The following is a 22,090-nucleotide window of genomic DNA, read 5'->3' on the forward strand; positions in this document are numbered from 1 at the left end:
ACACCACCTTATTCTTCTACCGTCCCGAAGTCGTCTAGCGGCCAGAACACGAAGTTCGTTTTGCCGACGACGTCCTCTTTCGAGACGAGACCGATCTCTCGGCTATCTTTCGAGTTTTGTCGATTGTCACCCATGACGAAGTATTGACCGTCCGGGACGACCGACTCGCCCGTCACTTGTTCGAGCGTAAAGTTCTCGGTGAGCGGGAACCCGTTCATTTGGGCGCGGAAGTCATCCAAATATGGCTCTTCCATCGCCTCTCCGTTCAAATAGAGCGTATCGTCACGATATTCGAGCGTGTCGCCTGGGATGGCGATGACGCGTTTGATGTAATCTTTCGATTCGGTCGCATGGAAGACGATAATGTCCCCACGATCGAGCTCTCCGACATAGTTCGAGATTTTACTGACGATCATGCGATCGGCATTTTGGAGCGTCGGCATCATCGATTCTCCTTCGACGATGACAGGTACAAAGATGAACGTCCGGATCACGAACGCGATGACGAGCGCTACAACGATCGCCTTAATCCAACTGAACACTTCTTTCAACATGCCTCACTCCTCTATCCATTTGAACTTATTGTACTAGAAAAAAAGAAGCTTGTCGCAAGCGACAAGCTTAATCCCCATCTTAACGACGGATTTCTTTAATACGTGCTGCTTTACCGCGAAGGTTGCGGAGGTAGTAAAGTTTCGCACGGCGGACTTTACCGTAACGAACGACTTCGATTTGCGCGACACGTGGTGAGTGAAGCGGGAATGCACGCTCAACACCTACGCCGTAAGAAATCTTACGGACTGTGAATGTTTCGCTGATGCCGCCACCTTTACGTTTGATGACTACGCCTTCGAACATCTGGATACGCTCACGCGTTCCCTCTACGACTTTAACGTGGACACGTACTGTGTCACCAGGACGGAAAGCAGGTACGTCCGATTTGAATTGTTCTTCTGTGATTTCACGGAACAGTTTTTGTGTGTTCATGAATGTATTCTCCTTTTTCTTCAATGTTCATGTCTTCATATGCCCAGGCATCCAACAGCGGAACATCGGTAATCGGCGGGTTTAACCCACATGCTCAAACATAGCATAAATTGTTCAATCGCGCAACGACTCGAGGAAGATTTTATCGCGTTCTGTCAGCTCGGCCGCTTCGAGTAAGTCCGGTCGCCGCTCATACGTCTTTAAAAGCGACTGCTCACGTCGCCACGCCTCGATTCTCGCATGGTTGCCGGACAAGAGGACGTCCGGCACCTTCAAGCCTCGGAAGTCGGCAGGACGGGTATAGTGCGGGTATTCGAGGAGGCCGGTCGAGAACGAATCGTCCTCGTGGCTCGCCTGCGCCCCTAAGACGTCCGGCAACAGCCGGACGGTCGCGTCGATCATGACCATGGCGGCGAGCTCGCCCCCGGTCAAGACGAAATCTCCGATCGACACTTCATCGGTCGCGAGCTCGTCATGGATCCGTTGGTCGAACCCTTCATAATGGCCGCACAGGAAGACGAGGTGGTCTTCCCCGGCCCATTCCTCGGCGATTTGTTGGGTGAACGGCCGGCCCGTCGGCGTCGTGACGATGACGCGCGGACGATTTGCGTCGAGCGAGGCGAACGCATCGAAAATCGGTTGCGGCGTCAGCAACATGCCGGCACCGCCCCCGTACGGATAGTCATCGACTTTATGATGTTTGTTCGTCGAGAAGTCTCGAAAGTTCGTGAAGCCGATGTCGACTTGCCCGAGCCCTTTCGCTCGCCCGACGATGGAATGGTCGAGCGGGGCGAACATCTCGGGGAAGAGCGTCAACACGTCAATCTTCATCTTCAATCATTCCCGGAATCGGGGTGATGACGACCCGCTTCGCTTCGACGTCAATCTCGCTGACGACCGACTCGATGTACGGAATCAACGCATCAGACTTTCCAGGCCGTTTGATGACCCAGACGTCGTTCGCGCCCGTCTCGAAGATATCATCGACGACGCCGATGACCTCACCGTCGACGACGACGTCGCAACCGATAATCTCATGGTAATAAAACTCGTGCTCCGGGAGCTCGTGCACGTGCTCGGCATGGACGTACAGCTTCATCCCTTTATACTTCTCGACGTGGTTGATGTTCTCGAACCCTTTGAACGTGACGAGATGGAACTGCTTATGGGGACGATACGTCGTGATGGTCATCTCTTGCTTCTTCCCATCGACGTCGAGGAAGAGCGTGTTTCCTTTTTTGAACCGTTCTTCCGGGAAGTCCGTCGCAGCCAAAATCTTCACTTCGCCTTTCAACCCATGGGTGTTGGCGATCTTTCCTACGTACAACCAATCCATTGTATCCCTCCTCATAAAAATAGGCCGACCTCATAAAAGGTCGGCCGCAGGCTTACTTCGCGTTTTTCGCGTTGTGGAATTTCTCCATGATCCCTGCTTTAGAGAACAAGTTACGAACTGTGTCAGATGGCTTCGCGCCGTCTGCCAACCATTTGAGCGCGAGTTCTTCGTCGATGCGAACTTCTGCCTCTGGTTTTGCAACCGGGTTGTAGTATCCTACTTGCTCGATGAAACGACCGTCACGTGGTGAACGTGAATCAGCGACAACGATCCGGTAGAAAGGTGATTTTTTTGCGCCCATGCGCTTAAGACGAATTTTAACTGCCATGGTAATATACCTCCATCATGTGTTTAAGAATTGACAACTTTAATAGTATACTGCTTTTTCGTCCGACTGACAAAAGGTTTCTTTAGAAGAACGGAAGACCGAGGCCTTTTTTCTTCCCTTTCATTTGTCCCGACATTTGCTTCATCAGCTTCTTCATGTCGTCGAACTGTTTGATGAGGCGGTTCACTTCCTGGATGGAGCGACCGCTTCCTTTTGCGATCCGTTTCCGACGACTCGCATTGAGCACTTCAGGATGAGCGCGCTCGTGCTTTGTCATCGAGCGGATAATCGCTTCGACGTGATCGAGTTGTTTCTCGTCGATTTGGACGTTCTTCAACCCTTTCATCTTACCTGCACCAGGTAACATCGAAAGTAACTCATCAATCGGGCCCATGTTTTTCACTTGACCCAATTGCTCGATAAAATCATCGAACGTGAATGATGCATCGCGCATTTTGCTCTCGAGCTCTTTGGCGGCATCTTGGTCCATCTGCGACTCGGCTTTTTCAATGAGCGTGAGCACGTCACCCATCCCAAGAATCCGTGACGCCATGCGTTCCGGATGGAATGGTTCGAGGGCATCCAACTTTTCACCGAGACCGACGAACTTAATCGGCGCTCCCGTGACTGCCTTGATTGAAAGGGCTGCCCCACCACGCGTATCACCGTCGAGCTTCGTGAGCACGACGCCGGTAATTCCGAGCAAATCATTGAAGCTGTCGGCCACATTGACCGCATCTTGTCCCGTCATCGCATCGACGACGAGGAAGATTTCATTTGGTTTGGCGATCGTTTTCACGTTTTCGAGCTCACCCATGAGCGTCTCGTCAATGTGAAGGCGACCGGCCGTATCTATCAACACGAAGTCGTGATGATTCGTTTTCGCGTACTCGAGCGCTTGCGTGACAATCTCTTCCGGTGTCACTTGATCCCCAAGCGAGAAGACCGGTAAATCGAGTTGCTTGCCGAGCGTCTCAAGTTGCTTGATGGCCGCGGGACGATAAATATCGGCCGCGACGAGGAGCGGACTCCGGTTGTGCTTTTTGCGAATCAAGTTCGCGAGCTTGCCGGTCGTCGTCGTTTTCCCCGCGCCTTGTAGTCCGACCATCATGACGACCGTCGGCGGTTTTTGGCTAAAGGTGATTGGGACGACGTCGCTACCCATCAGAGTCGTTAACTCATCGTGAACGATTTTGACGACTTGTTGTCCTGGTGTCAACGATTTCATGACGTCTTGGCCGATGGCCCGTTCTTTCACGTCGTTGACGAACTGTTTGACGACTTTGAAGTTGACATCGGCTTCTAGGAGCGCGAGGCGAACTTCACGCATCATCTCTTTGACGTCTGCCTCCGAGATTTTCCCTTTGCCGCGCATCTTCGCAAGTGACGCCTGCAATCGTTCTGATAATCCTTCAAATGCCATGCTCCAGCCCCCTACTCTAAATTCTCAAGCGCTGAAATCGTCGCTGTCACGTCGGGGGTTGTCCCGACTTGACGTTTGAGCGTCTGAAGCAACTGTTGGCGCTGTTCGTGTTTCTCGAACAGACCGAGCTTTGCTTCGTACTGCTCGAGCATCGTTTCCGTGCGCTTTATGTTATCGTAGACCGCTTGACGGCTGACTTCGAACTCTTCTGCAATTTCTCCGAGCGAAAAGTCATCTAGGTAATAAAGAGACATATAGTTGCGCTGTTTCGGTGTGAGAAGCGCCTGATAAAAATCGAATAAATAGTTCATCCGATTCGTCTTTTCTAGCGACATCCGTTCCACCTCCACATGTTAAGTGAAATCCCTTTACAACTAACAATAGTACAGCCGTCCTAACTTCTTGTCAAGTTTTTTTCTTAACAGTGAAAGTCAGGCGAGGTCATCGTTTGTCTGTTCTTTTTCCTCGAACACGTCACCGAACAGACCGAGGACGAACTGCTCTGGGTCGAACGGTTGCAAATCATCGATTTTCTCACCGAGCCCGACGTATTTGACCGGGATATCGAGCTCGTTTCGAATCGCGAGCACGATCCCACCTTTGGCCGTCCCGTCGAGTTTCGTCAACACGATGCCGCTCACGTTCGTCGCTTCTCGGAACGACTTCGCTTGCAACATCGCATTTTGGCCCGTCGTCGCATCGAGTGCAAGGAGCACCTCGTGTGGTCCGTTCGGCACTTCCCGTTCGATGACACGCTTCACTTTTTCAAGTTCTTTCATCAAGTTGACCTTGTTTTGGAGACGTCCGGCCGTGTCACAAATGAGGACATCGACCCCGCGCGACTTCGCCGCTTGGACGGCATCGAACACGACCGCGGCCGGGTCAGACCCTTCCGCTTGTCGAATGACCGGCACGCCGGCCCGTTCGCCCCAAACTTGGAGCTGGTCGATGGCCCCGGCGCGGAACGTATCGCCTGCCGCAAGCATGACCGAGCGGCCCTCTGATTTCAATTGGTGGGCGAGTTTGCCAATCGTCGTCGTCTTGCCGACCCCGTTCACACCGACGAACAGGATGACCGTGAGACCGTCCTGCATGTTGAGTTCACGCTCCGACTCGTCCTCTTGAAGACGTTTCGCCACGACCTCGACGAGCGCATCGCGGACGGCGGCCGGGTCTTTTAAGTTGCGGCGTTTCACTTCTTCTTTCAAGTCTTCAACGAGATCCATCGTCGTCGTCACGCCGACGTCCGCCTGGATGAGCAAGTCTTCGAGTTCATCGAAGAAGTCCTCATCGACTTCACGAAAGCGATAGACGAGGTCGTTGACGGCGCTCGCGAATCCGTCACGCGTCTTCGTCAAACCGTCTGTAAACTTTTGCGACACCTCTTGGGTCGAGGTCGTCAATTTATCTTTTAACTTCTTAAAAAAACTCAAGTCAATTCCTCCATCTCTTGTTCCGTCTCGACGACGCGCTTCGCCTCGGCCAGTTCGACCGAGAGCACTTCGGAGACCCCGTTTTGTTGCATCGTCACGCCGTAAAGCGTGTCGGCCGCCTCCATCGTCCCTTTGCGGTGGGTGATGATGACGAATTGTGTATCGATTGAGAGCGTGCGGACGTATTCACCGAAACGATGGACGTTCGCTTCGTCGAGTGCCGCCTCGACTTCATCAAGGACGCAAAACGGCACCGGACGCGTCTTCAAGATGGCGAATAACAACGCGATCGCGGTCAAGGCACGTTCACCGCCAGAAAGCAGGCTGAGCGTCTGCAACTTCTTGCCCGGCGGTTTGGCGACGATATCGATCCCGGTATTGAGCAAGTCATGTTCATCCACTAGTTTCAAATCGGCCTCGCCGCCGCCAAACAGTTCGATGAACGTCTGTTTGAAGTGGGCGCGGACGGACGTGTATGTCTCCTTGAAGAGACGGGTCACTTCCTGGTCCATCTCGGAGATGATCGCATACAAGTCCTCTTTCGCGCTGACGAGGTCGTCGCGCTGTTCCGATAAGAACGTGAAGCGCTCGTTGACGACGTCGAACTCTTCGATCGCATTGATGTTGACCGGACCGATCTCCTCGATTTGACGGACGAGCAACTTGAACTCCTCACGCGCCTCTTCTAAGGCGATTTCGAGTGCCGGGAGGAGCTCGTAGACGAGTCCACGCTCCTCGAGGGCATCGAGTTTCCACTGTCGTTTCAACTCGAGTTCGTTATGTGTCGACTCGATTTTCCGGACGTCACTTTCCATGCGCCGGAGCACGTCCGTCGCCTGTTGCTCACGTTGACGAATAATCCGGTGCGATTCTTCGAGTGCTTTAAGTGAAGCCGTCTCGGCCTCGATGTGACGTTTGAGCGCCTCCATCTCGCCCTGCGCCGCCTCGTGGGTGAGACGGAGTTCAGCAGACGAGACGATTTTTCCGGTCGCGAGACGGTCGAGCTCGGCCTCGATTTGACCGATCCGTTCGGTGAGCTTCACACGTTCTTGATTGAACCGCTCGACTTCCGCCTCGACCCGTTCGAATTCGAGCGCATAACGCTGGCGGTCGAGCTCGAGTTGACGCATCTGTTCGCGCAAGTCCCCCGTCGTCTCGACACTTTTCGCTTGTTCGACACGGAGTGACTCGAGCTGTTTGCGGAGAACCGTCTCTTTCGCTGCTGTCGCCGCGATCTCCTCGGTCAGACGAGCGAGCTCGGACGTCGACGCATCAATCGTTCGTGCGTATCGATTCATCTCATGGTCGAACAGTTCGAGTTGTGCTTTCGCGTCTTGGCTGACGCGTTCGAGGTCACGATAACTCGCCTCGCGTTCGCGAAGGGTAATCTCTTGCTCACGTTTTTCTGTCCGTACCGTCTCGAGTTCTGCCTCGAGACGTTTAATCTCGTCCGTATACTCCGTCACCCGTAACTGCTGCTCATGGAGCATGGCGAGCCCTTGCGTCAATCCTTGCTTCAAGTCATCGAGCTCGCGTGACTGCGTGAACAACGCCACACCTTGTTTCCGGCTCCCCCCCGTCATCGAACCACCGACGTTGACGATGTCCCCGTCGAGGGTGACGATGCGGTAGCGATACCCCGTCGTCTGGGCAATCCGGTTCGCCACTTCGAGCGACTTCGCGACGACGACCGCGCCGAGAAGCGACCGCTTCAATCGATCATACGACTCGTCTGTCGTGACGAGGTCGGCGGCGACCCCGACGAACCCGTCCATCGCTTCGAGGCGATGCACGACCTCACTCGGAACGTACCGCTCCTTCACCGTCGTCATCGGGACGAACGTCGCCCGACCGGCGTTTGCCCGGCGCAACTTGTCAATCTCGCGCCGGCCGACTGCCTCGTCGGCGACGACGATGTGTTGTTGCGTCTGTCCGAGCGCCGTCTCGATGGCGGCTTCGTAAGACGGCTGGACTTGAATCAGTTCGGCCACGGCACCGAGGACGCCCGGGCCCCGGTCTTTCAGCACGAACTTGACGGCATGGAAGTAGCCTTCATACGATTGCTTCATCCGCTCGAGCATATCGATTCGGTCTTCGGTCTTCTGGCGACGGCGGTCGAGGTCATGGTACGACTGTTCGGCACGCGTCAACTTGTCTCGGAGCGCACGCTCACGAGTCGTCAACTCGTCTTCGCGTTCGAGCAACTGTTGCCATGCCGCCCGCGCAACCTCGATCGTCGAGCGCTCCGCGTCGAGCGCGGTCGTCTGTTCGCTTCGCACGTCAAGCCGGTCCTTGTTCTCACGCAGGAGGCGTTCGGTCGCTTCTCTCGCTTGCTCGATATCTCGTTCTTCACGCTTCTGCTGATTCGTCAACGTGGCTCGTGTCGTCGCAAGTTCGAACGCTTCGCCCTGAAGCTGCTCAATTTCCGACTCGAAATCGCGTGACGCCGCCACGAGTTTTTGATCGAGCGCGTCACGCGAAGTGTCGGCCACCTCGAGCGTCGACCGTTTCTTCGCCATATCGTCCCGTGCGATGGACAAGCGGGCCTCGAGCTGTTCCAGCTCAGCAGCCAACTCTTCACGTTGACGTTCAAGGCGTTCTTTCGTCTCGGCACCATGCTCTTCACGAGCCTTTGCCAAGTTGATCTCGCCAACCAAACGTTCGAGCTCGGTCGCCTGTGACCGCTCGATTTGATGCGACGACTCGAGATGATCCCGTTTGTCCGAAAGATTCGTCTCGAGTTCGGCTCGCTCCGCTTGTAGCGTAGCCAGCGACTCGTTCAAACGCTGTTGTTCTTTCGTCGCCGCATCGAGCTCCGTCTGACAGGTCGTCAACTTTTGACCGAGCTCGGTGATTTCGGCTCCGAGGATGCCGGTCTCGAGTTCGTCATGCCGTATTTTTGCGACTTGATATTCCCGTGCGAGTGCCGCTTGTTCACGTAGCGGTTCGACACGATCGGCGAGCTCATATAAGATGTCGTCGACACGAGACAAGTTGAGCTCCGTGTCTTGCAATTTGCGCTCGGCTTGCTTCTTCCGTTGACGATACTTCAGTACACCAGCCGCCTCTTCGATGACGGCACGACGGTCTTCCGGTTTACCAGAGATGACCTGTTCGACCCGGCCTTGTCCGATGATGGCGAACGCGTCACGGGAAAGACCTGTATCCATGAACAAATCAAGGACGTCTTTTAGACGACATGGCTTTTTATTCATGAAGTAATCGCTATCCCCGCTCCTTGAAACGCGTCGCGTCACACTCACTTCTTCATAAGGGAGTCGCAGATGAGCGTCAGAATTATCGAGCACGAGGGTCACTTCGGCGACGTTCCGATGATTCTCTCCCTCACTCCCGGCAAAGATGACATCTTCCATCTTCGCGCCGCGTAGCGATTTGGCCGATTGCTCCCCGAGCACCCAGCGTACCGCGTCCGATATATTTGATTTCCCGCTCCCGTTCGGCCCAACGACCGCCGTGACACCAGGACGGAAATCTAGTTCAATCCGCTTGGCAAATGATTTAAAGCCCGCGAGTTCAATTCGTTTTAAGTGCATCGTGACCATCCTATCCTCAGTAAGCATTCATTCGTTTATTTTACCACAGTTGACAGTTCGTCAAAATGCTAGAATCATGCTATTCTAAAAAGAACTGTAGAAAGGGGTACGACACATGACGAACGAACAAATGATCGAGGCGATTCTCGACAAGATGAACATCATCAACCGCGGCGCAATCAAAGCCGAAGAATATAACCGGGCCGACAGCTCGGCCGTGAAAGAGATTTATGACTACGTGATGAACCGCTCATCGCTCTCCATCTCTGAAGTCGACGGCATCGTCGAGGAGCTCGGACAATTGAACTGAAAAAGAGTGAGCCGCGGCGGCTCACTCTTTTTCATAGGTCGGCGTAGCGCCGATTGAATTCGATTAACGCCTCTTTCGCGGCAATCTGTTCTGCTTCCTTTTTCGAGCGACCGACCCCTTCTCCGACGATATCGTCAGACAAACGGGCGTGCGCGACGAACTCCCGGCTATGGGCCGGACCGCGCTCTTCGATAATCGTATAGGAGACCGGACCGAGACCTTCCCGCTGGACGCTCTCTTGCAGCTGGCTCTTATAATCCGTCTGTTCTTCAAACACACCGGCCAAGACTTTCGGAAAAACCGCTTCGGCGAGGAACTGTTCGACTGGTTCGATCCCTTGGTCGAGATAGAGTGCGCCGATGTAAGATTCGAACACATCAGCGAGCAACGCCGGACGTTTACGTCCACCCGTCAACTCTTCTCCTTTCCCAAGCAGGATGAACTCAGAGAAAGCGTAAGCTTCGGCAAAGTTGACGAGCGATGGCTCACACACGATGGCAGCCCGTAACTTCGTTAATTCCCCCTCGGAGCGCTCCGGGTACGTCTCATACAAAAATCGTGAGACGGTCAGTTCGAGGACTGCGTCTCCTAAAAACTCCAATCGTTCATTGTCTTTCTTCAGTCCACGTTGTTCATTCACATATGAGGAATGCGTGAACGCCTGCATCAATAGCTCTTTATTCGCGAACTGCACCGAGAGCTTTCGTTCGAGCGCATTGAACTGCTCGAGGATGCGCGCGCGTTCGATTTCGTTTCGTCGGCGCCGCTGTGCCGACCCTTGACGGTCAAACCGTCGTTTGTCTTTTGTCATGGTTCCCTCCAAATAGAAGCATGCCCACCGCTCGGAATGAGCGGTGGGAAGCTGGATTACACTTTTGTTTCGATATACGCGACGACGTCGCCGACCGTTGCGAGTTTCTCTGCATCTTCGTCCTCGATCGTGATGTCGAACTTGTCTTCGAGGTCCATGACCATTTCCATCACTTCGAGCGAGTCCGCGCCGAGGTCGTCCTTAAACGATTTGTCAGCCGTTACTTCTGCCACGTCTACGCCGAGCTTCTCGGCCACTGCTGCTTGTACGTCTACTAAGATTTGTTCTTTTGTCATGATAAAATCCCTCCAGATTAAAGTATATAAAATGTGTTGTGATTGGTAAAGTTCTGTTTTACGCCATTGTCATGCCGCCGTCGACGGCAATCGTTTGACCGGTGACGTAGGCGGCTTTGTCTGATGCGAGGAACGAGACGAGGTTCGCCACTTCTTCGACTTGACCGAAGCGATTGAACGGGATTTGCCCGAGCGTCGCGTCGCGTTGCGCTTCCGTGAGCGCATCGGTCATATCGGTCTCGATGAATCCAGGACAAACGGCGTTGACCGTCACGTGGCGACCGGCAAGTTCACGGGCGACCGACTTCGTCAATCCGATAAGTCCAGCCTTCGCCGCCGCATAGTTCGCCTGGCCGGCATTTCCGGTAATGCCGACGACCGAGGCGATGTTGATGATGCGCCCAGCAGATGACTTGAGGAGTGGGCGCGTCACGGCTTGTGACGTCAAGAACGCCCCTTTCAAGTTCGTCGAGAGCACATCATCAAAATCGGCCTCTTTCATGCGCATGAGCAATCCGTCACGCGTGATGCCGGCGTTGTTGACGAGACAGTCGAGACGACCGAACGTCTCAATCGTCGTCTTGACGAGCGCCTTCACATCATCGGCGTTCGAGACGTCGGCCTGAACGGCGATCGCCTCGCCACCATTTTCTTCAATCGCGGCTACGACCGCGTTTGCTTTCTCGACACTACCCGAGTAATTCACGACGACCCGAAAGCCGTCCTCCCCTAAACGCTTCGCGATGGCGGCCCCAATTCCTCGGGACGCACCGGTCACGATGGCTACATGGTCATGCACGTACTTCTCCTCCTAACGATGCCACTTCCTCTAACGTCGTCACTTGCTTGAGCGTCACGTTCTTGTCGATTCGCTTAATCAAGCCTGAAAGCGGCGAGCTCGGCCCGAATTCGATGAACGTATCGACGCCTGAGTCAATCGCTTTACGGACACAATCCTCAAAACGGACCGATGCGTACAGTTGCTCGGCAAGTAACGCCTTTAGCTGATCCGGGTCCGTATGGACGTCAGCATCGACGTTCGAGACGATGCCGATTGACGCCGGCTTGAACGGCGACGACGCTAAGACGTCTTTGAAGCGTGACGCAGCAGGCATCATGTAGGCGCTATGGAACGCCCCTGAGACGTCGAGCGGCAAGACACGTTTCGCGCCCGCTGCCTTCAGTTCCGTCTCTGCTTGCTTAATCGCGTCGACGTGCCCTGAGATGACGAATTGACCCGGACAGTTATAGTTGGCGATTTGTACAAGGTTGCCGCTAGCACTGATTTTTTCGGTGACGTGGAACGCTTCGGCGACATCGGTCATCCCGATTACCGCTGCCATCGTCCCGTCTTTCACCTCGGACATGAGTTTCCCGCGTTCACGTACGAGAACGCACGCCTCTTCCAAATCGATGACGCCCGCGATGACGAGGGCCGCATATTCGCCGACGCTGTGACCGATGACGACATCCGGCGCCGCCCCAGTCTCCCCATACGCGAGTGCGAGCGATGCCGCATGCGCCACGATGGCCGGTTGGGCCACCTCGGTCTGTTGAAGCTCTTCTTTCGACCCGGCTGCCATCACATCGAGTAAGTCAAACCCGAGGCGACGACCAATCGTTTGTAACGTTTCAGGACGGTCTAAGAACGTTTGGCCCATGCCGACGGCTTGTGAGCCTTGTCCCGGAAATATCCATGCTGTCTTCCCCATGTACTCACCTTCTTTACGTTAATCTGCGGTCTTCGCAGTGGCTTGTTTGATTTTAGCGACGACGTCGTGCTCCACCATGATTTTCGCTTGTTTGAGCGCGCTCATGATGGCGAGGGCGTCGCTCGATCCGTGGGCCTTGATGACAGGTGCGTTGATGCCGAACAATCCGGCCCCACCTTGCTCACGGTAATCTAGCGTCTGTTTCAATTTTTTCAACTTCGGTTTTAAGACGAGAGCAGCAAGCTTCGAGACGACGTCGCTCGTGAATTGCTCTTTCATCATCTTCATGAGCATCGACGAAGAGCCTTCGACACCTTTCAATAAAATGTTTCCGGCAAATCCTTCCGTCACGATGACGTCGACGTCGCCAGACATCGCCTCTCGGGCTTCGACGTTACCGACGAAGTGGACCGGTGCTTGTTCAAGGAGGGGGAACGCTTCTTTCGTCAGCGCATTTCCTTTCCCTGCCTCGGTCCCGATATTGAGGAGTGCGACGCGCGGACGACTGACACCGCGAACGTGCTCCGCATAGAGCGAACCCATAATGGCGTAGTCGACCAAATGTTCAGGCTTCGCGTCGGGGTTCGCCCCGACGTCTAGAATGACGACGCCGCTTCCCGTATATGTAGGGAACGTTGGCGATAGGGCCGGGCGTTCGATTCCTGGAATCCGTCCGATGACGAATAACGAGACCGCCATGAGCGCCCCAGTATTACCCGCTGACACGAGTGCGTCGGCTTTCCCGTCTTTGACGAGTTGTGCCGCCACGACGAGCGAGCTGTCTTTTTTACGGCGAACCGCCCGGACCGGCTCGTCTTCTCCGGTGATGACTTCACTTGCAGGCACGATTGTGACCCGCGAATCGGTCAATCCGTAGGAAGCGAGCTTCACCGCGTCCCCGACTAAAAAGAGTTCCATTTGTTCGTTCGGGAAGCGGTCGACGAATTGCTTGACGCCATCCACGATCGCTTTCGGGGCATGATCCCCGCCCATTGCATCGATTGCTAACTTCATGCTTGTTCCTCCTCACCGCGACGATAAATCGTGAAGTCTCCACTGAAGACACATTCATCGCCGACATAACTTTCCACTGTGACGTCCGTCCGTCCGTCCCGACGCAGTTTGAACACACGAGCCTTGGCAACGACTCGCTCACCGAGATGCACTTGGCGACTAAAGCGGATTTCCGCTTTAGTGGTCAACGCCAATTCATCGTTGATGAGCGCCACCGCTAACGAGTTGGCCTGGGCGAACAAGACGTGCCCCCGGGCGATTTCGTTGCGGCTAAAGACGTGTTCTCGCTCTATGTCGAGGACCGAGATGGCCGATTCGTCAAGTTTCAAGTCAATCATATCACCGATGACCTCGCTCATCGCGAGCGACTTCACTTCATCGAGGTGTTCTGAAGCAACATGCTTGATCCGTTCCCGTACTTCCGGAATCTTTAGCTCCATCCGATCGAGTCGAATCGTTTGAATGCTGACAGCGAACTGTTTGGATAGTTCGTCGTCCTTGATGAACGGGTTTTGTTCAATCGTTTCTTGCAGCAAGCGTTGCCGCTCTTTCTTAGGTACCCGCATTCAGTTCCCTCCTAAACTCTATGCTAAAGAACTTAATACCTGGTACTAATAGCAGTATATATTCTTTAGGTTTTATTTTCAAGTGTTATTCTAACCTTTCGCCGACGAGCAAATCGAGACGCTTCAAATAGTCGCGAAGCGGTCCGTATGCCGGTTCGTGCCAAAACGTGTCGCTACCGAGCAGACGGACCGCGTCTTGCATCGCGACCTCCATTACTTTCAGGTCGAGGACGGGATCGGCGACACGGAAGCTCGGCAGGCCGCTCTGGGCCGTCCCGAAGAAGTCACCCGCCCCTCGCAGCTCGAGATCTTTCTCGGCCAAGACGAAACCGTCGTTCGTCTCGGTCATCGTCTTCAGGCGCAACTTCCCGACGTCCGATTTCGGGTCGCCGATTAAAATACAGTACGATTGGTCGGCACCCCGTCCGACACGTCCTCTCAATTGGTGCAACTGCGCCAAGCCGAACCGTTCGGCGTCGTGGATGATGATGAGCGAGGCGTTCGGTACGTTCACGCCGACCTCGACGACCGTCGTCGAGACGAGCACTTTTAACTCGGCGGCCGCGAACGCCTTCATGACCTCATCTTTTTCGCTACTCGCCAACTTCCCGTGCATGAGACCAATCGCCGTACTCGGGAAACGCTGTTGCAACAGTTCAAAGAGCGCCATCGCACTCTCGACTTCGAGCGTATCCGATTCCTCGATGAGCGGCGCGATGACGTACGCTTGGCGCCCGAGGGCGAGTTCCCGTTCGACCATCGTATGGACGCGTTCGATTTGGTCGGGTTTGGCCCAATACGTCTCGATCGGTTTTCGGCCGGCCGGCATTTCATCGATTGTCGAGACGTCCATCTCCCCGAACGCACTGATGGCGAGCGTGCGTGGAATCGGGGTCGCCGTCATATAGAGCACATCAGCGAGTTCGGCCTTGTCGCGAAGCATTTTGCGCTGTTCGACGCCGAACCGATGCTGTTCATCCGTGATGGCCAAGTGTAATCGATTGAACTCGACCGGTCCTTGAATCAACGCGTGCGTCCCGACGATGATGTCGACGTCGCCCGCTTTGATGGCGGTGAGCAACTCTGTCCGGGCTTTGCCTTTGACCGAACTCGTGAGTAGCGCGACGCGGATGCCGTACGGCTCGAAAAGGGCTTGAAGTGACGCGACGTGTTGTTCGGCCAATATCTCAGTCGGGACCATGAGCGCCCCTTGGAATCCCGCTCGCACGGTCGCATACAAGGCAATCGCGGCAACGACGGTCTTCCCGCTCCCGACATCCCCTTGTAACAATCGGTTCATCCGTTCTGGCCGTTCCAGGTCGCCGATGATTTCCCGGACGACGCGCGTCTGCGCACCGGTGAGCGGAAACGCCAACTGCTTGACGAACGCGTTCAACTGTTGCTTGTCGAGTGTGAGCGCGCGTCCTTTCCCGGACCGTTCCATTTTACGAAACGCCTGCAACTTCAATTGATAGAGCAGGCACTCCTCATAGACGTAACTGCGGCGCGCTTGCTTGTACGCGTCGACCGATTCCGGGAAATGCATCCCTCTAAGCATCGAGGCCCGGTCTTTGAGACGATAGCGTTCACGGATTGACGTCGGCAAACGGTCCTCGAACGTCGTCACTTCGTTGAACGCGAGCTTTACGATCCGGCTGAAGTTCTTTTGGGTCAGGCCGGCTCGGAGCGAGTAAATCGGTTGGAGCCCATCCGACAATTCCCCGAACTCGAGATCGGTCGCACTGATCGTCATCCGGTTCATATCCCATTTCCCTTTGACCGTCACGGTCGATCCGAGCGTCAATTTGTCTTTATAGAACGCGCGGTTGAACATCGTCACGTGGACGACGTACCGCTCCTCGAGCAAGAGCCGGAACTGAAGCCGGTTCTTCCCTTTACTATAATAGCGGACGAGCGGTTCGGCTTGCACCGTGCCGCTCCATTTGACGAGATCGCCATGCACGGCCGTCGTCACCGTCCCACTATTATAGTTCTCATAACGAAACGGGACGTGCTCAAGCACGTCCTCGATTCGTTCGAGACCCATCGCCTCTAATTTTTTGGCCATTTCCGGCCCGATGCCTTTTAGTGTCGTGAGCGGCTCACTTCTCGACATTTTCTTTCGCTCCGAAGATGTTTTTCTCGAGTCGACGAGCCGTCGGTGTGTTCGCCAATCCGCCACGCGCCGTCTCTTTGAGCGCCGTCGGCATCATTTGACCAATCTCATGCATCGCCGAGATGACTTCGTCACATGGGATGCGCGACGTGATGCCCGCGAGCGCCATATCGGCCGCAACGACCGCATTGGCGCCGCCCATGGCGTTTCGTTTCACACACGGCACTTCGACGAGCCCGGCGACCGGGTCACAGACGAGCCCGAGCATGTTTTTCAAGGCGATTGCGAACGCTGTCGCCGACTGTTCTGGCGTCCCGCCGGCCGCTTCGACGATTGCCGCAGCCGCCATTCCCGTCGCGGAACCGACCTCGGCTTGACAACCACCGGCCGCACCAGAGATTGAGGCGTTGTTCGCCACGACGAACCCGAACGCACCGGACGTGAACAAGTAACGGACCATCGCTTCACGGTCCATCTCAAGCCGGTCTTTCACCGCGAAGAGTGTACCCGGTACGACACCAGCGCTCCCTGCCGTCGGTGTCGCACAGATCCGTCCCATCGCAGCGTTCACTTCATTCGTCCCAATCGCTTTGGCGACCGCATCTAAAATCAAATCGCCGGCGAGCGATTTCCCGGACCGGACGTAGTCTTGCATGAGCACGGCATCGTTGCCTGTGAGGCCGGTGACGGACGTCACGCCTTGGAGCGCGCGCTCGACCGCTTCTTCCATCACCTCGAGGTTCCGTTCCATCATCCCGAACACGTCCTCGCGGGACGCCCGACGTACGTGCATCTCTTGCTCAATCATCACTTCCGAGATCGGGACGCCTCGTTCCGTCGCCGTCCGGACCAATTCTTCTACTGATTTAAACATAATCGATTCTCCTTATTCCCCAAAGATGGCTACCCGTTCGATTTGTGGCAACCGTTCAATCTCCGCCAACACGTCTTTTGATAAATGTTCATCAATCTCAATCGCCATAAGCGCTTGTTTGCCTTTTTCATGGCGGCTCACTTCCATATGGCCGATGTTCAGTTCGTGCTTGGCGAGGATGCCCGTCACCGCCGCAATCGCCCCGAAGCGATCATGATGCAAGACGACGAGCGCCGGACCACCGCCAGATAGTTTCAGTGGGAAGCCGTTCAACTCGGTGATTTCAATCGTACCACCACCAATCGAGATTCCGACGATTTCAAACGTCCCGTCCTCATCTTCGAGATGGACGCGGGCCGTGTTCGGATGGTCCGTCAATGCATCGCTCGTCTCGAACCGGACCTCGATTCCGCGTTCGCGAGCGATGTCAAGCGCTTGTGGGATGCGCAAATCGAACGTATCGAATCCCATGATGCCGCCGACGATGGCGACATCGGTCCCGTGTCCGCGATACGTGTCGGCAAAACTACCGTAAAACGTGATGCGGGCGACGCGCGGTTGCCGACCGAACAACTTCCCAGCCATGAGACCGATCCGGGCGGCACCGGCCGTATGCGAACTGGACGGTCCGACCATGACCGGACCGATGATATCAAACACACTGCGATATTTCATCGCATTTCCCCCTTTCAAAAAACCCTACCTTCATTATACAGAAGGTAGGGCCGAGATACAGCTTATTCCACACTAAAAATATAGGAGTAGAGCGGTTGCTTCCCGTCATGAACTTCGATTTCAATCTCATCGTTCTTCGATTCGATATAAGCCGACAGTTCCGCGACGTCTTCAGCCGATGAACCTTCTCCTGTTAAAATCGTGATAATCTCATCGTCTGCATCGATGAGCGCGTCGACGAGTTGTTTTGCCGCTTCGAGACTCGAAGCCGACGAGGCGACGATCTTCTTCTCGGCAATGGCCATATGGTCGTCTTTCCGAATCTCGACACCGTCAATACTCGTATCACGGACGGCGTACGTCACTTGGCCAGACTTGACCGCACTTGCCGCCGATTTCATGCCTGACTCGTTCGTCTCGACGTCCGCCTCTGGATTGAAGGCGATTGCCGCTGCGAGTCCTTGTGGGACCGTCTTCGTCGGGATGACCGAGACACCGCATGGGGCGACCGAAGCTGCTTGCTCCGCTGCCATGATGATGTTTGAGTTGTTCGGGAAGATGAAGACGTGCTCGGCGTTCGCCGCTTCGACCGCCTTGACGATATCTTCCGTCGATGGGTTCATCGTCTGCCCGCCTTCGATGACGTGTGCTGCTCCGAGTGAGCGGAACAAGTCGCTGACGCCTTCACCCATCGCAACCGTGACGATTGCGTATGGCGCTTTTGGTTTCGGAGCTGTCGCTACTGGAGTCGGTTGGACACCGTGTTGGTTCGCGCCGTGCTCTTCTTCGAGAATCGTCGAATGCTGCTGACGCATGTTCTCGATTTTGACCGCGACGAGCTCGCCGAAACGTTGTCCTTTCGTGATGACGTCTCCTGGCGTCTCGACGTGGACGTGAACTTTGAGCAATTCTTCGTCGGCGACGACGAGGAGCGAGTCTCCGAGTTCAGACAGTTCGTTCCGGAACGCATCTTCATTGAACGGTGCGTCTTTCAACTTCTCATCTTGGAAACGAACCATGATTTCCGTGCAGTAACCAAATTCGATGTCTTCGGTCGACATGAATCCTTGGGCCGCATGGGCGTGATGTTCGGCTTCGATGAGCGCGTCCATGACTGGTTTGTGCGGTTTTTCAAGTTCTTTCCCTTCGAGCGTGGCAAGGAACCCTTCATAGATGACGAGTAACCCTTGTCCACCAGAGTCGACGACGCCGACTTCTTTCAATACCGGAAGCAAGTCCGGTGTGCGATCGAGCGACGCTTTCGCCTCGGCGACGATTCGCTCCATCAACTCGTTGAAGTCACTTGTCGACTCGGCCGCGACGAGTGCCTCGTCTGCCGCTTCACGGGCGACCGTCAAAATCGTTCCTTCAACCGGTTTCATGACCGCTTTATACGCCGTATCGACACCGCGTTTGAGCGCCTCTGCGAAATCGAGAGTCGAGAGTTCTGACTTGCCTTCAATCGACTTGCCGAATCCACGGAATAATTGACTTAAGATGACGCCTGAGTTCCCACGCGCCCCCATCAATAACCCGCGCGCAAATTTCGCCGACACGTCGGCCGCGTTCTCCGTGTTGAGTGCCGCGACTTCCTTCGCTCCTGACGTCATCGTCAAGTTCATGTTCGTTCCTGTATCCCCGTCTGGGACCGGGAAAACGTTAAGCGAATCCACGTAATCCGCATTTTGACTTAAGTTGGCTGCTCCGTTTGCAATCATGTTCGCGAGCACCAATCCATCTAGACGTTTTAAACCCACACCAAATCCTCCTCCGTTTCCGTCAGTCATTCGTCAGCCGAACGCCTTGGACGAATATGTTTACTGACGAAACGTTTAATCCTAACGTTTCACCGAGCGTGTACTTCACGCGACTTTGCACGTTGTATGCCACTTCTGACACTTTCGTACCGTAGCTGACAATAATGTGCATGTCGATATGTACATCATCACCATCTTGTCGTACGACGACTCCGCGCGCGTAGTTCTCACGTTTCAATAGTTCCGCGATTCCGTCTTTCAATTGAGCTTGAGACGCCATGCCGACGACTCCGAAACATTCCATCGCCGCGCCACCCGCGAGTGTTGCCACGACGTCGTTCGTAATGTCAATATTGCCATATGTTGTCTTCATATCAATTGCCATATGGAGTAGCCTCCTTCATTCGGAATGATTCCTTCACTACATTCTACAATATCTACCTCGTTATTTAAAGGACCTGCTCTTAAACTCGGTCAATTGTGGTCGTAACCCTCATCCATTATTAAAATCCTTACCAGTAATGTCAAGTTTTTTCTTGTCATACTATTATTTTCTAGTTGCATCGGGAAAAAACCCGTGCTAATATAAACGAGTGTCTATTAGGACGAACCCACATAAAAAAGGAGGGGAAACGCATGGCACGTAAATGCTACGTAACAGGTAAATCACCTAAGTCAGGTAACAACCGTTCGCACGCACTCAACAAGACGAAACGTACTTGGGGTGTAAACGTACAAAAAGTTCGTATTCTCGTTGACGGTAAACCGAAACGCGTTTGGGTTTCAGCTCGCGCTCTTAAATCAGGTCTCGTTGAACGCGTATAATCTTATACACGAACGAAACAAATCCCAGCGGCATGCGCCGATGGGATTTTTTTTGTGCTTATTTTTTGACGTACAAGACGAGGACCATACCGTCATGTACGACGAGTTCTGCCGTTTTTGCGTCCCACTCGTTTGAAATCGTCAACGCCTCGTGGCTGACGACGTCGTGACGGTCGAGCGGGTATTTGACGCCACGGATCGTGACGTTCGCCCGCTTCCATGGAATGAGCGACAAATAATGGTCGTCACGCCGCGCAAGCGCGTGTCGGCCCTCCCGTGCGAGAGAGACGATTTGGCCGTCGGCATAAAGACACATCTCCGGGTAAGCCTCGAGCAACCCGATGTTCCCGAGCGTCATGTCGAGCCTGCCTCCGAGCGCCCCGTAGACGAGCATCTCGTCAGCCCCATGCCCGCGTGCCGCCTCGAGGGCGATCTCGAGGTCGGTCACGTCTTTTTCAGACGGATAGCGTAACGCCTCATCCGGTACGACTCCCGTGAACGAATCGAAGTCGCCGACGACGAGGTTCGGTTCAATCCCTTGGGCGAGGAGCGTCGCGTAACCCCCGTCGACGGCGATGACGTAATCGACGTCGTCGGGAAGAGACGGAACGGGTGACGGACTAGCCGCCACAATCAAGACACGCATTAGCGGACGTCCCGCGTGGCGAGCGTCGCGAAGCGCGGCGCCGTCGTGAACAAGAGCACGAGCACAATCGTCGCAATCAAGAAGGACGGGAGCATATACGTCATGTTATAGCCGAGCGAATAGGCGACGACCGGCCCTTCCGCATATTGGGCGAAGAAGACGATTCCCGACAGGACGTGCGCGGCGTAACGGAGGAGCGAACCGAGGAGCGCCCCGAGCACCAAATAGAGGACGAGCGTCTTTTTCGAACCGTCTTTGGCGGCCCGTTTCACTTGTCCGGCGAAGACGCCCGCCATCCCGACGAGGCCATACGCGAACGTGTAGTCGACTAAAAATTGGACCGGCGTGAAGATGTAGGCGCCGAACAGCAGTTGGAGCGTCCCGACGAGCGCGCCGGTCGCGAGACCGCCTTTTAATCCATGGCGATACGCCATCACGAAAATCGGCAACATGACGAGTGTGATCGACCCACCTTGCGGCATCCGATACGGCATGAGCAAATCAAAGATCAAGGCGAGCGCCGAGAAGAGTGAAATCTCAATCAGCGCCTGTAGTGTTAATTTTTGTTTCATTTTCCATTTCCCCCTTTATCGTAAAGAACGACAAAAAGCAGCATGACGTAAACGCCATGCTGCTTGGATTCGCAACGTGCATTTTCGCCACATCCCTACGTCCGTGTGAACGGAACAGGTTCAAAGGGTTAGCGCATGCCTCTCAGCCACAGATGTGACACCCCTTGCGACAATATTTGTTGTTCTATCCTCGATTATACACGAGATGCGTTGCGAATGCCATCGATTGCTGCTTTATAGTCCGGTTCGTTGTAAATCGCCGAGCCCGCAACGAGGACGTCGGCCCCTGCGTCGATGCACAGTTTCGCCGTCGTCGCGTTCACGCCGCCATCAATCTCGATTTCAAAGTCGAGCCCACGTGCTTGACGCATCTCGCGGAGCGCCGCGATTTTCGGGACGACCGACTCGATGAACGCCTGCCCCCCAAAGCCCGGGTTCACGGTCATAAGAAGCACCATGTCGACGTCTTGGACGACATGTTCAATCGTACTGATTGGCGTATGCGGGTTCAAGACGACCCCACTTTTCGCCCCGGCCGCCTTGATTTGTTGCAAGACGCGATGTACGTGATTCGTCGCCTCGACGTGGATCGTGACGATGTCCGCTCCGGCCTTGATAAAGTCCTCGACGAACCGTTCCGGCTGATCAATCATCAAGTGGACGTCCAATACCATGTCGGTCTTTTGACGTAAGCTCGAAAGGACAGGCAAGCCAATCGAGATGTTCGGGACGAACTGTCCGTCCATGACGTCAAAATGGATATAATCGGCCCCGGCCGTCTCGACCGCTTTCACTTCTGCTTCTAGGTTGGCGAAGTCCGCCGCTAAAATCGATGGTGCAATTTTAATCATCAGT

Annotated in this window: 25 protein-coding genes and 1 riboswitch; of the genes, 2 read left to right on the top strand and 23 right to left on the bottom strand. The window is 54.7% G+C overall.

Translation table 11 applies throughout. From position 1 onward, the window contains the following. Nucleotides 1-8 precede the first annotated feature (8 nt). The 9 genes from lepB to smc all read right to left on the bottom strand — a co-directional run bounded on the left by lepB (nt 9) and on the right by smc (nt 9,061). The gene (gene lepB / locus DI14_RS12200; protein WP_034808933.1) at nt 9-554 is read right to left on the bottom strand and encodes a signal peptidase I; all 546 of its coding nucleotides are present in this window, start codon (nt 552-554) and stop codon (nt 9-11) included. A gap of 79 nt (nt 555-633) precedes the next feature. Then, nucleotides 634-987, bottom strand: coding sequence for a 50S ribosomal protein L19 (rplS, locus tag DI14_RS12205; protein WP_024370083.1), 354 nt, complete (start codon nt 985-987; stop codon nt 634-636). Between the two features lie 114 nt (nt 988-1,101). Then, nucleotides 1,102-1,818 carry a tRNA (guanosine(37)-N1)-methyltransferase TrmD gene (trmD, locus tag DI14_RS12210; protein ID WP_034808935.1) on the bottom strand — a complete coding sequence of 239 codons (717 nt, stop codon included), beginning with the start codon at nt 1,816-1,818 and terminating at the stop codon, nt 1,102-1,104. Then, a complete protein-coding gene (gene rimM, locus DI14_RS12215; RefSeq protein ID WP_034808938.1) occupies nt 1,808-2,323 on the bottom strand; it encodes a ribosome maturation factor RimM in 516 nt (171 codons plus the stop codon). Before rimM ends, trmD begins: the two co-directional genes overlap by 11 nt. A 52-nt stretch (nt 2,324-2,375) precedes the next feature. Continuing rightward, a complete protein-coding gene (gene rpsP, locus DI14_RS12220) occupies nt 2,376-2,651 on the bottom strand; it encodes a 30S ribosomal protein S16 (protein ID WP_034808940.1) in 276 nt (91 codons plus the stop codon). A gap of 82 nt (nt 2,652-2,733) precedes the next feature. Then, nucleotides 2,734-4,074, bottom strand: a complete 1,341-nt coding sequence (gene ffh, locus DI14_RS12225) for a signal recognition particle protein (protein ID WP_034808941.1) — start codon at nt 4,072-4,074, stop codon at nt 2,734-2,736. Nucleotides 4,075-4,085: 11 nt separating this feature from the next. Beyond that, complete coding sequence (locus DI14_RS12230) at nt 4,086-4,409, bottom strand: putative DNA-binding protein (RefSeq protein WP_034808944.1); 324 nt, start codon at nt 4,407-4,409, stop codon at nt 4,086-4,088. Nucleotides 4,410-4,505: 96 nt separating this feature from the next. Further along, on the bottom strand, nt 4,506-5,507 hold the full coding sequence (gene ftsY / locus DI14_RS12235) for a signal recognition particle-docking protein FtsY (RefSeq protein ID WP_034808947.1): 1,002 nt from the start codon (nt 5,505-5,507) through the stop codon (nt 4,506-4,508). Beyond that, nucleotides 5,504-9,061: a chromosome segregation protein SMC gene (smc, locus tag DI14_RS12240; protein WP_034808951.1), complete on the bottom strand. Its 3,558-nt coding sequence runs from the start codon at nt 9,059-9,061 to the stop codon at nt 5,504-5,506. Before smc ends, ftsY begins: the two co-directional genes overlap by 4 nt. 115 nt (nt 9,062-9,176) lie before the next feature. On the opposite strand from smc, the gene DI14_RS12245 reads away from it, so the two are divergent. Further along, on the top strand, nt 9,177-9,371 hold the full coding sequence (locus tag DI14_RS12245; protein ID WP_034808954.1) for a DUF1128 family protein: 195 nt from the start codon (nt 9,177-9,179) through the stop codon (nt 9,369-9,371). A gap of 31 nt (nt 9,372-9,402) precedes the next feature. Here the strand turns inward: DI14_RS12245 and rnc are convergent, their stop codons facing one another. The 11 genes from rnc to DI14_RS12300 form a co-directional block, all read right to left on the bottom strand. After that, on the bottom strand, nt 9,403-10,182 hold the full coding sequence (gene rnc, locus DI14_RS12250; protein ID WP_051622719.1) for a ribonuclease III: 780 nt from the start codon (nt 10,180-10,182) through the stop codon (nt 9,403-9,405). Between the two features lie 56 nt (nt 10,183-10,238). Beyond that, the gene (acpP, locus tag DI14_RS12255) at nt 10,239-10,478 is read right to left on the bottom strand and encodes an acyl carrier protein (protein ID WP_034808956.1); all 240 of its coding nucleotides are present in this window, start codon (nt 10,476-10,478) and stop codon (nt 10,239-10,241) included. 58 nt (nt 10,479-10,536) lie between these two features. Next, complete coding sequence (fabG, locus tag DI14_RS12260; RefSeq protein ID WP_034808958.1) at nt 10,537-11,277, bottom strand: 3-oxoacyl-[acyl-carrier-protein] reductase; 741 nt, start codon at nt 11,275-11,277, stop codon at nt 10,537-10,539. Then, nucleotides 11,270-12,190, bottom strand: a complete 921-nt coding sequence (gene fabD / locus DI14_RS12265; protein ID WP_034808960.1) for an ACP S-malonyltransferase — start codon at nt 12,188-12,190, stop codon at nt 11,270-11,272. Before fabD ends, fabG begins: the two co-directional genes overlap by 8 nt. 18 nt (nt 12,191-12,208) lie before the next feature. Further along, on the bottom strand, nt 12,209-13,204 hold the full coding sequence (plsX, locus tag DI14_RS12270; RefSeq protein WP_034808962.1) for a phosphate acyltransferase PlsX: 996 nt from the start codon (nt 13,202-13,204) through the stop codon (nt 12,209-12,211). After that, nucleotides 13,201-13,770, bottom strand: coding sequence for a transcription factor FapR (fapR, locus tag DI14_RS12275; protein WP_034808963.1), 570 nt, complete (start codon nt 13,768-13,770; stop codon nt 13,201-13,203). The genes plsX and fapR overlap by 4 nt, the downstream gene beginning before the upstream one ends. 85 nt (nt 13,771-13,855) lie before the next feature. Further along, the gene (recG, locus tag DI14_RS12280) at nt 13,856-15,886 is read right to left on the bottom strand and encodes an ATP-dependent DNA helicase RecG (RefSeq protein ID WP_034808965.1); all 2,031 of its coding nucleotides are present in this window, start codon (nt 15,884-15,886) and stop codon (nt 13,856-13,858) included. Then, nucleotides 15,873-16,760: an L-serine ammonia-lyase, iron-sulfur-dependent, subunit alpha gene (sdaAA, locus tag DI14_RS12285; RefSeq protein WP_034808968.1), complete on the bottom strand. Its 888-nt coding sequence runs from the start codon at nt 16,758-16,760 to the stop codon at nt 15,873-15,875. The genes recG and sdaAA overlap by 14 nt, the downstream gene beginning before the upstream one ends. A 12-nt stretch (nt 16,761-16,772) precedes the next feature. Next, nucleotides 16,773-17,435, bottom strand: coding sequence for an L-serine ammonia-lyase, iron-sulfur-dependent subunit beta (sdaAB, locus tag DI14_RS12290; protein WP_034808970.1), 663 nt, complete (start codon nt 17,433-17,435; stop codon nt 16,773-16,775). A gap of 62 nt (nt 17,436-17,497) precedes the next feature. Beyond that, complete coding sequence (locus DI14_RS12295; RefSeq protein ID WP_034808972.1) at nt 17,498-19,192, bottom strand: DAK2 domain-containing protein; 1,695 nt, start codon at nt 19,190-19,192, stop codon at nt 17,498-17,500. A gap of 22 nt (nt 19,193-19,214) precedes the next feature. Continuing rightward, complete coding sequence (locus DI14_RS12300) at nt 19,215-19,577, bottom strand: Asp23/Gls24 family envelope stress response protein (protein ID WP_034808973.1); 363 nt, start codon at nt 19,575-19,577, stop codon at nt 19,215-19,217. A gap of 251 nt (nt 19,578-19,828) precedes the next feature. Between DI14_RS12300 and rpmB the strand changes: the two genes are divergently transcribed. Continuing rightward, entirely contained in the window at nt 19,829-20,017 is a 189-nt protein-coding gene (gene rpmB / locus DI14_RS15280; RefSeq protein ID WP_015881349.1) for a 50S ribosomal protein L28, read from the top strand. A 58-nt stretch (nt 20,018-20,075) separates the two neighbouring features. Here the strand turns inward: rpmB and DI14_RS12305 are convergent, their stop codons facing one another. The 3 genes from DI14_RS12305 to rpe form a co-directional block, all read right to left on the bottom strand. Next, nucleotides 20,076-20,663: a thiamine diphosphokinase gene (locus tag DI14_RS12305; RefSeq protein ID WP_034808974.1), complete on the bottom strand. Its 588-nt coding sequence runs from the start codon at nt 20,661-20,663 to the stop codon at nt 20,076-20,078. After that, the gene (thiT, locus tag DI14_RS12310; protein ID WP_034808975.1) at nt 20,663-21,235 is read right to left on the bottom strand and encodes an energy-coupled thiamine transporter ThiT; all 573 of its coding nucleotides are present in this window, start codon (nt 21,233-21,235) and stop codon (nt 20,663-20,665) included. The genes DI14_RS12305 and thiT overlap by 1 nt, the downstream gene beginning before the upstream one ends. A 75-nt stretch (nt 21,236-21,310) precedes the next feature. Then, nucleotides 21,311-21,410: riboswitch (TPP riboswitch) on the bottom strand. A 19-nt stretch (nt 21,411-21,429) separates the two neighbouring features. Beyond that, entirely contained in the window at nt 21,430-22,086 is a 657-nt protein-coding gene (rpe, locus tag DI14_RS12315; protein ID WP_034808976.1) for a ribulose-phosphate 3-epimerase, read from the bottom strand. Nucleotides 22,087-22,090 lie beyond the last annotated feature (4 nt).

The sequence above is a fragment of the Exiguobacterium sp. AB2 genome (genome assembly GCF_000696055.1).
GTDB lineage: Bacteria > Bacillota > Bacilli > Exiguobacteriales > Exiguobacteriaceae > Exiguobacterium > Exiguobacterium alkaliphilum.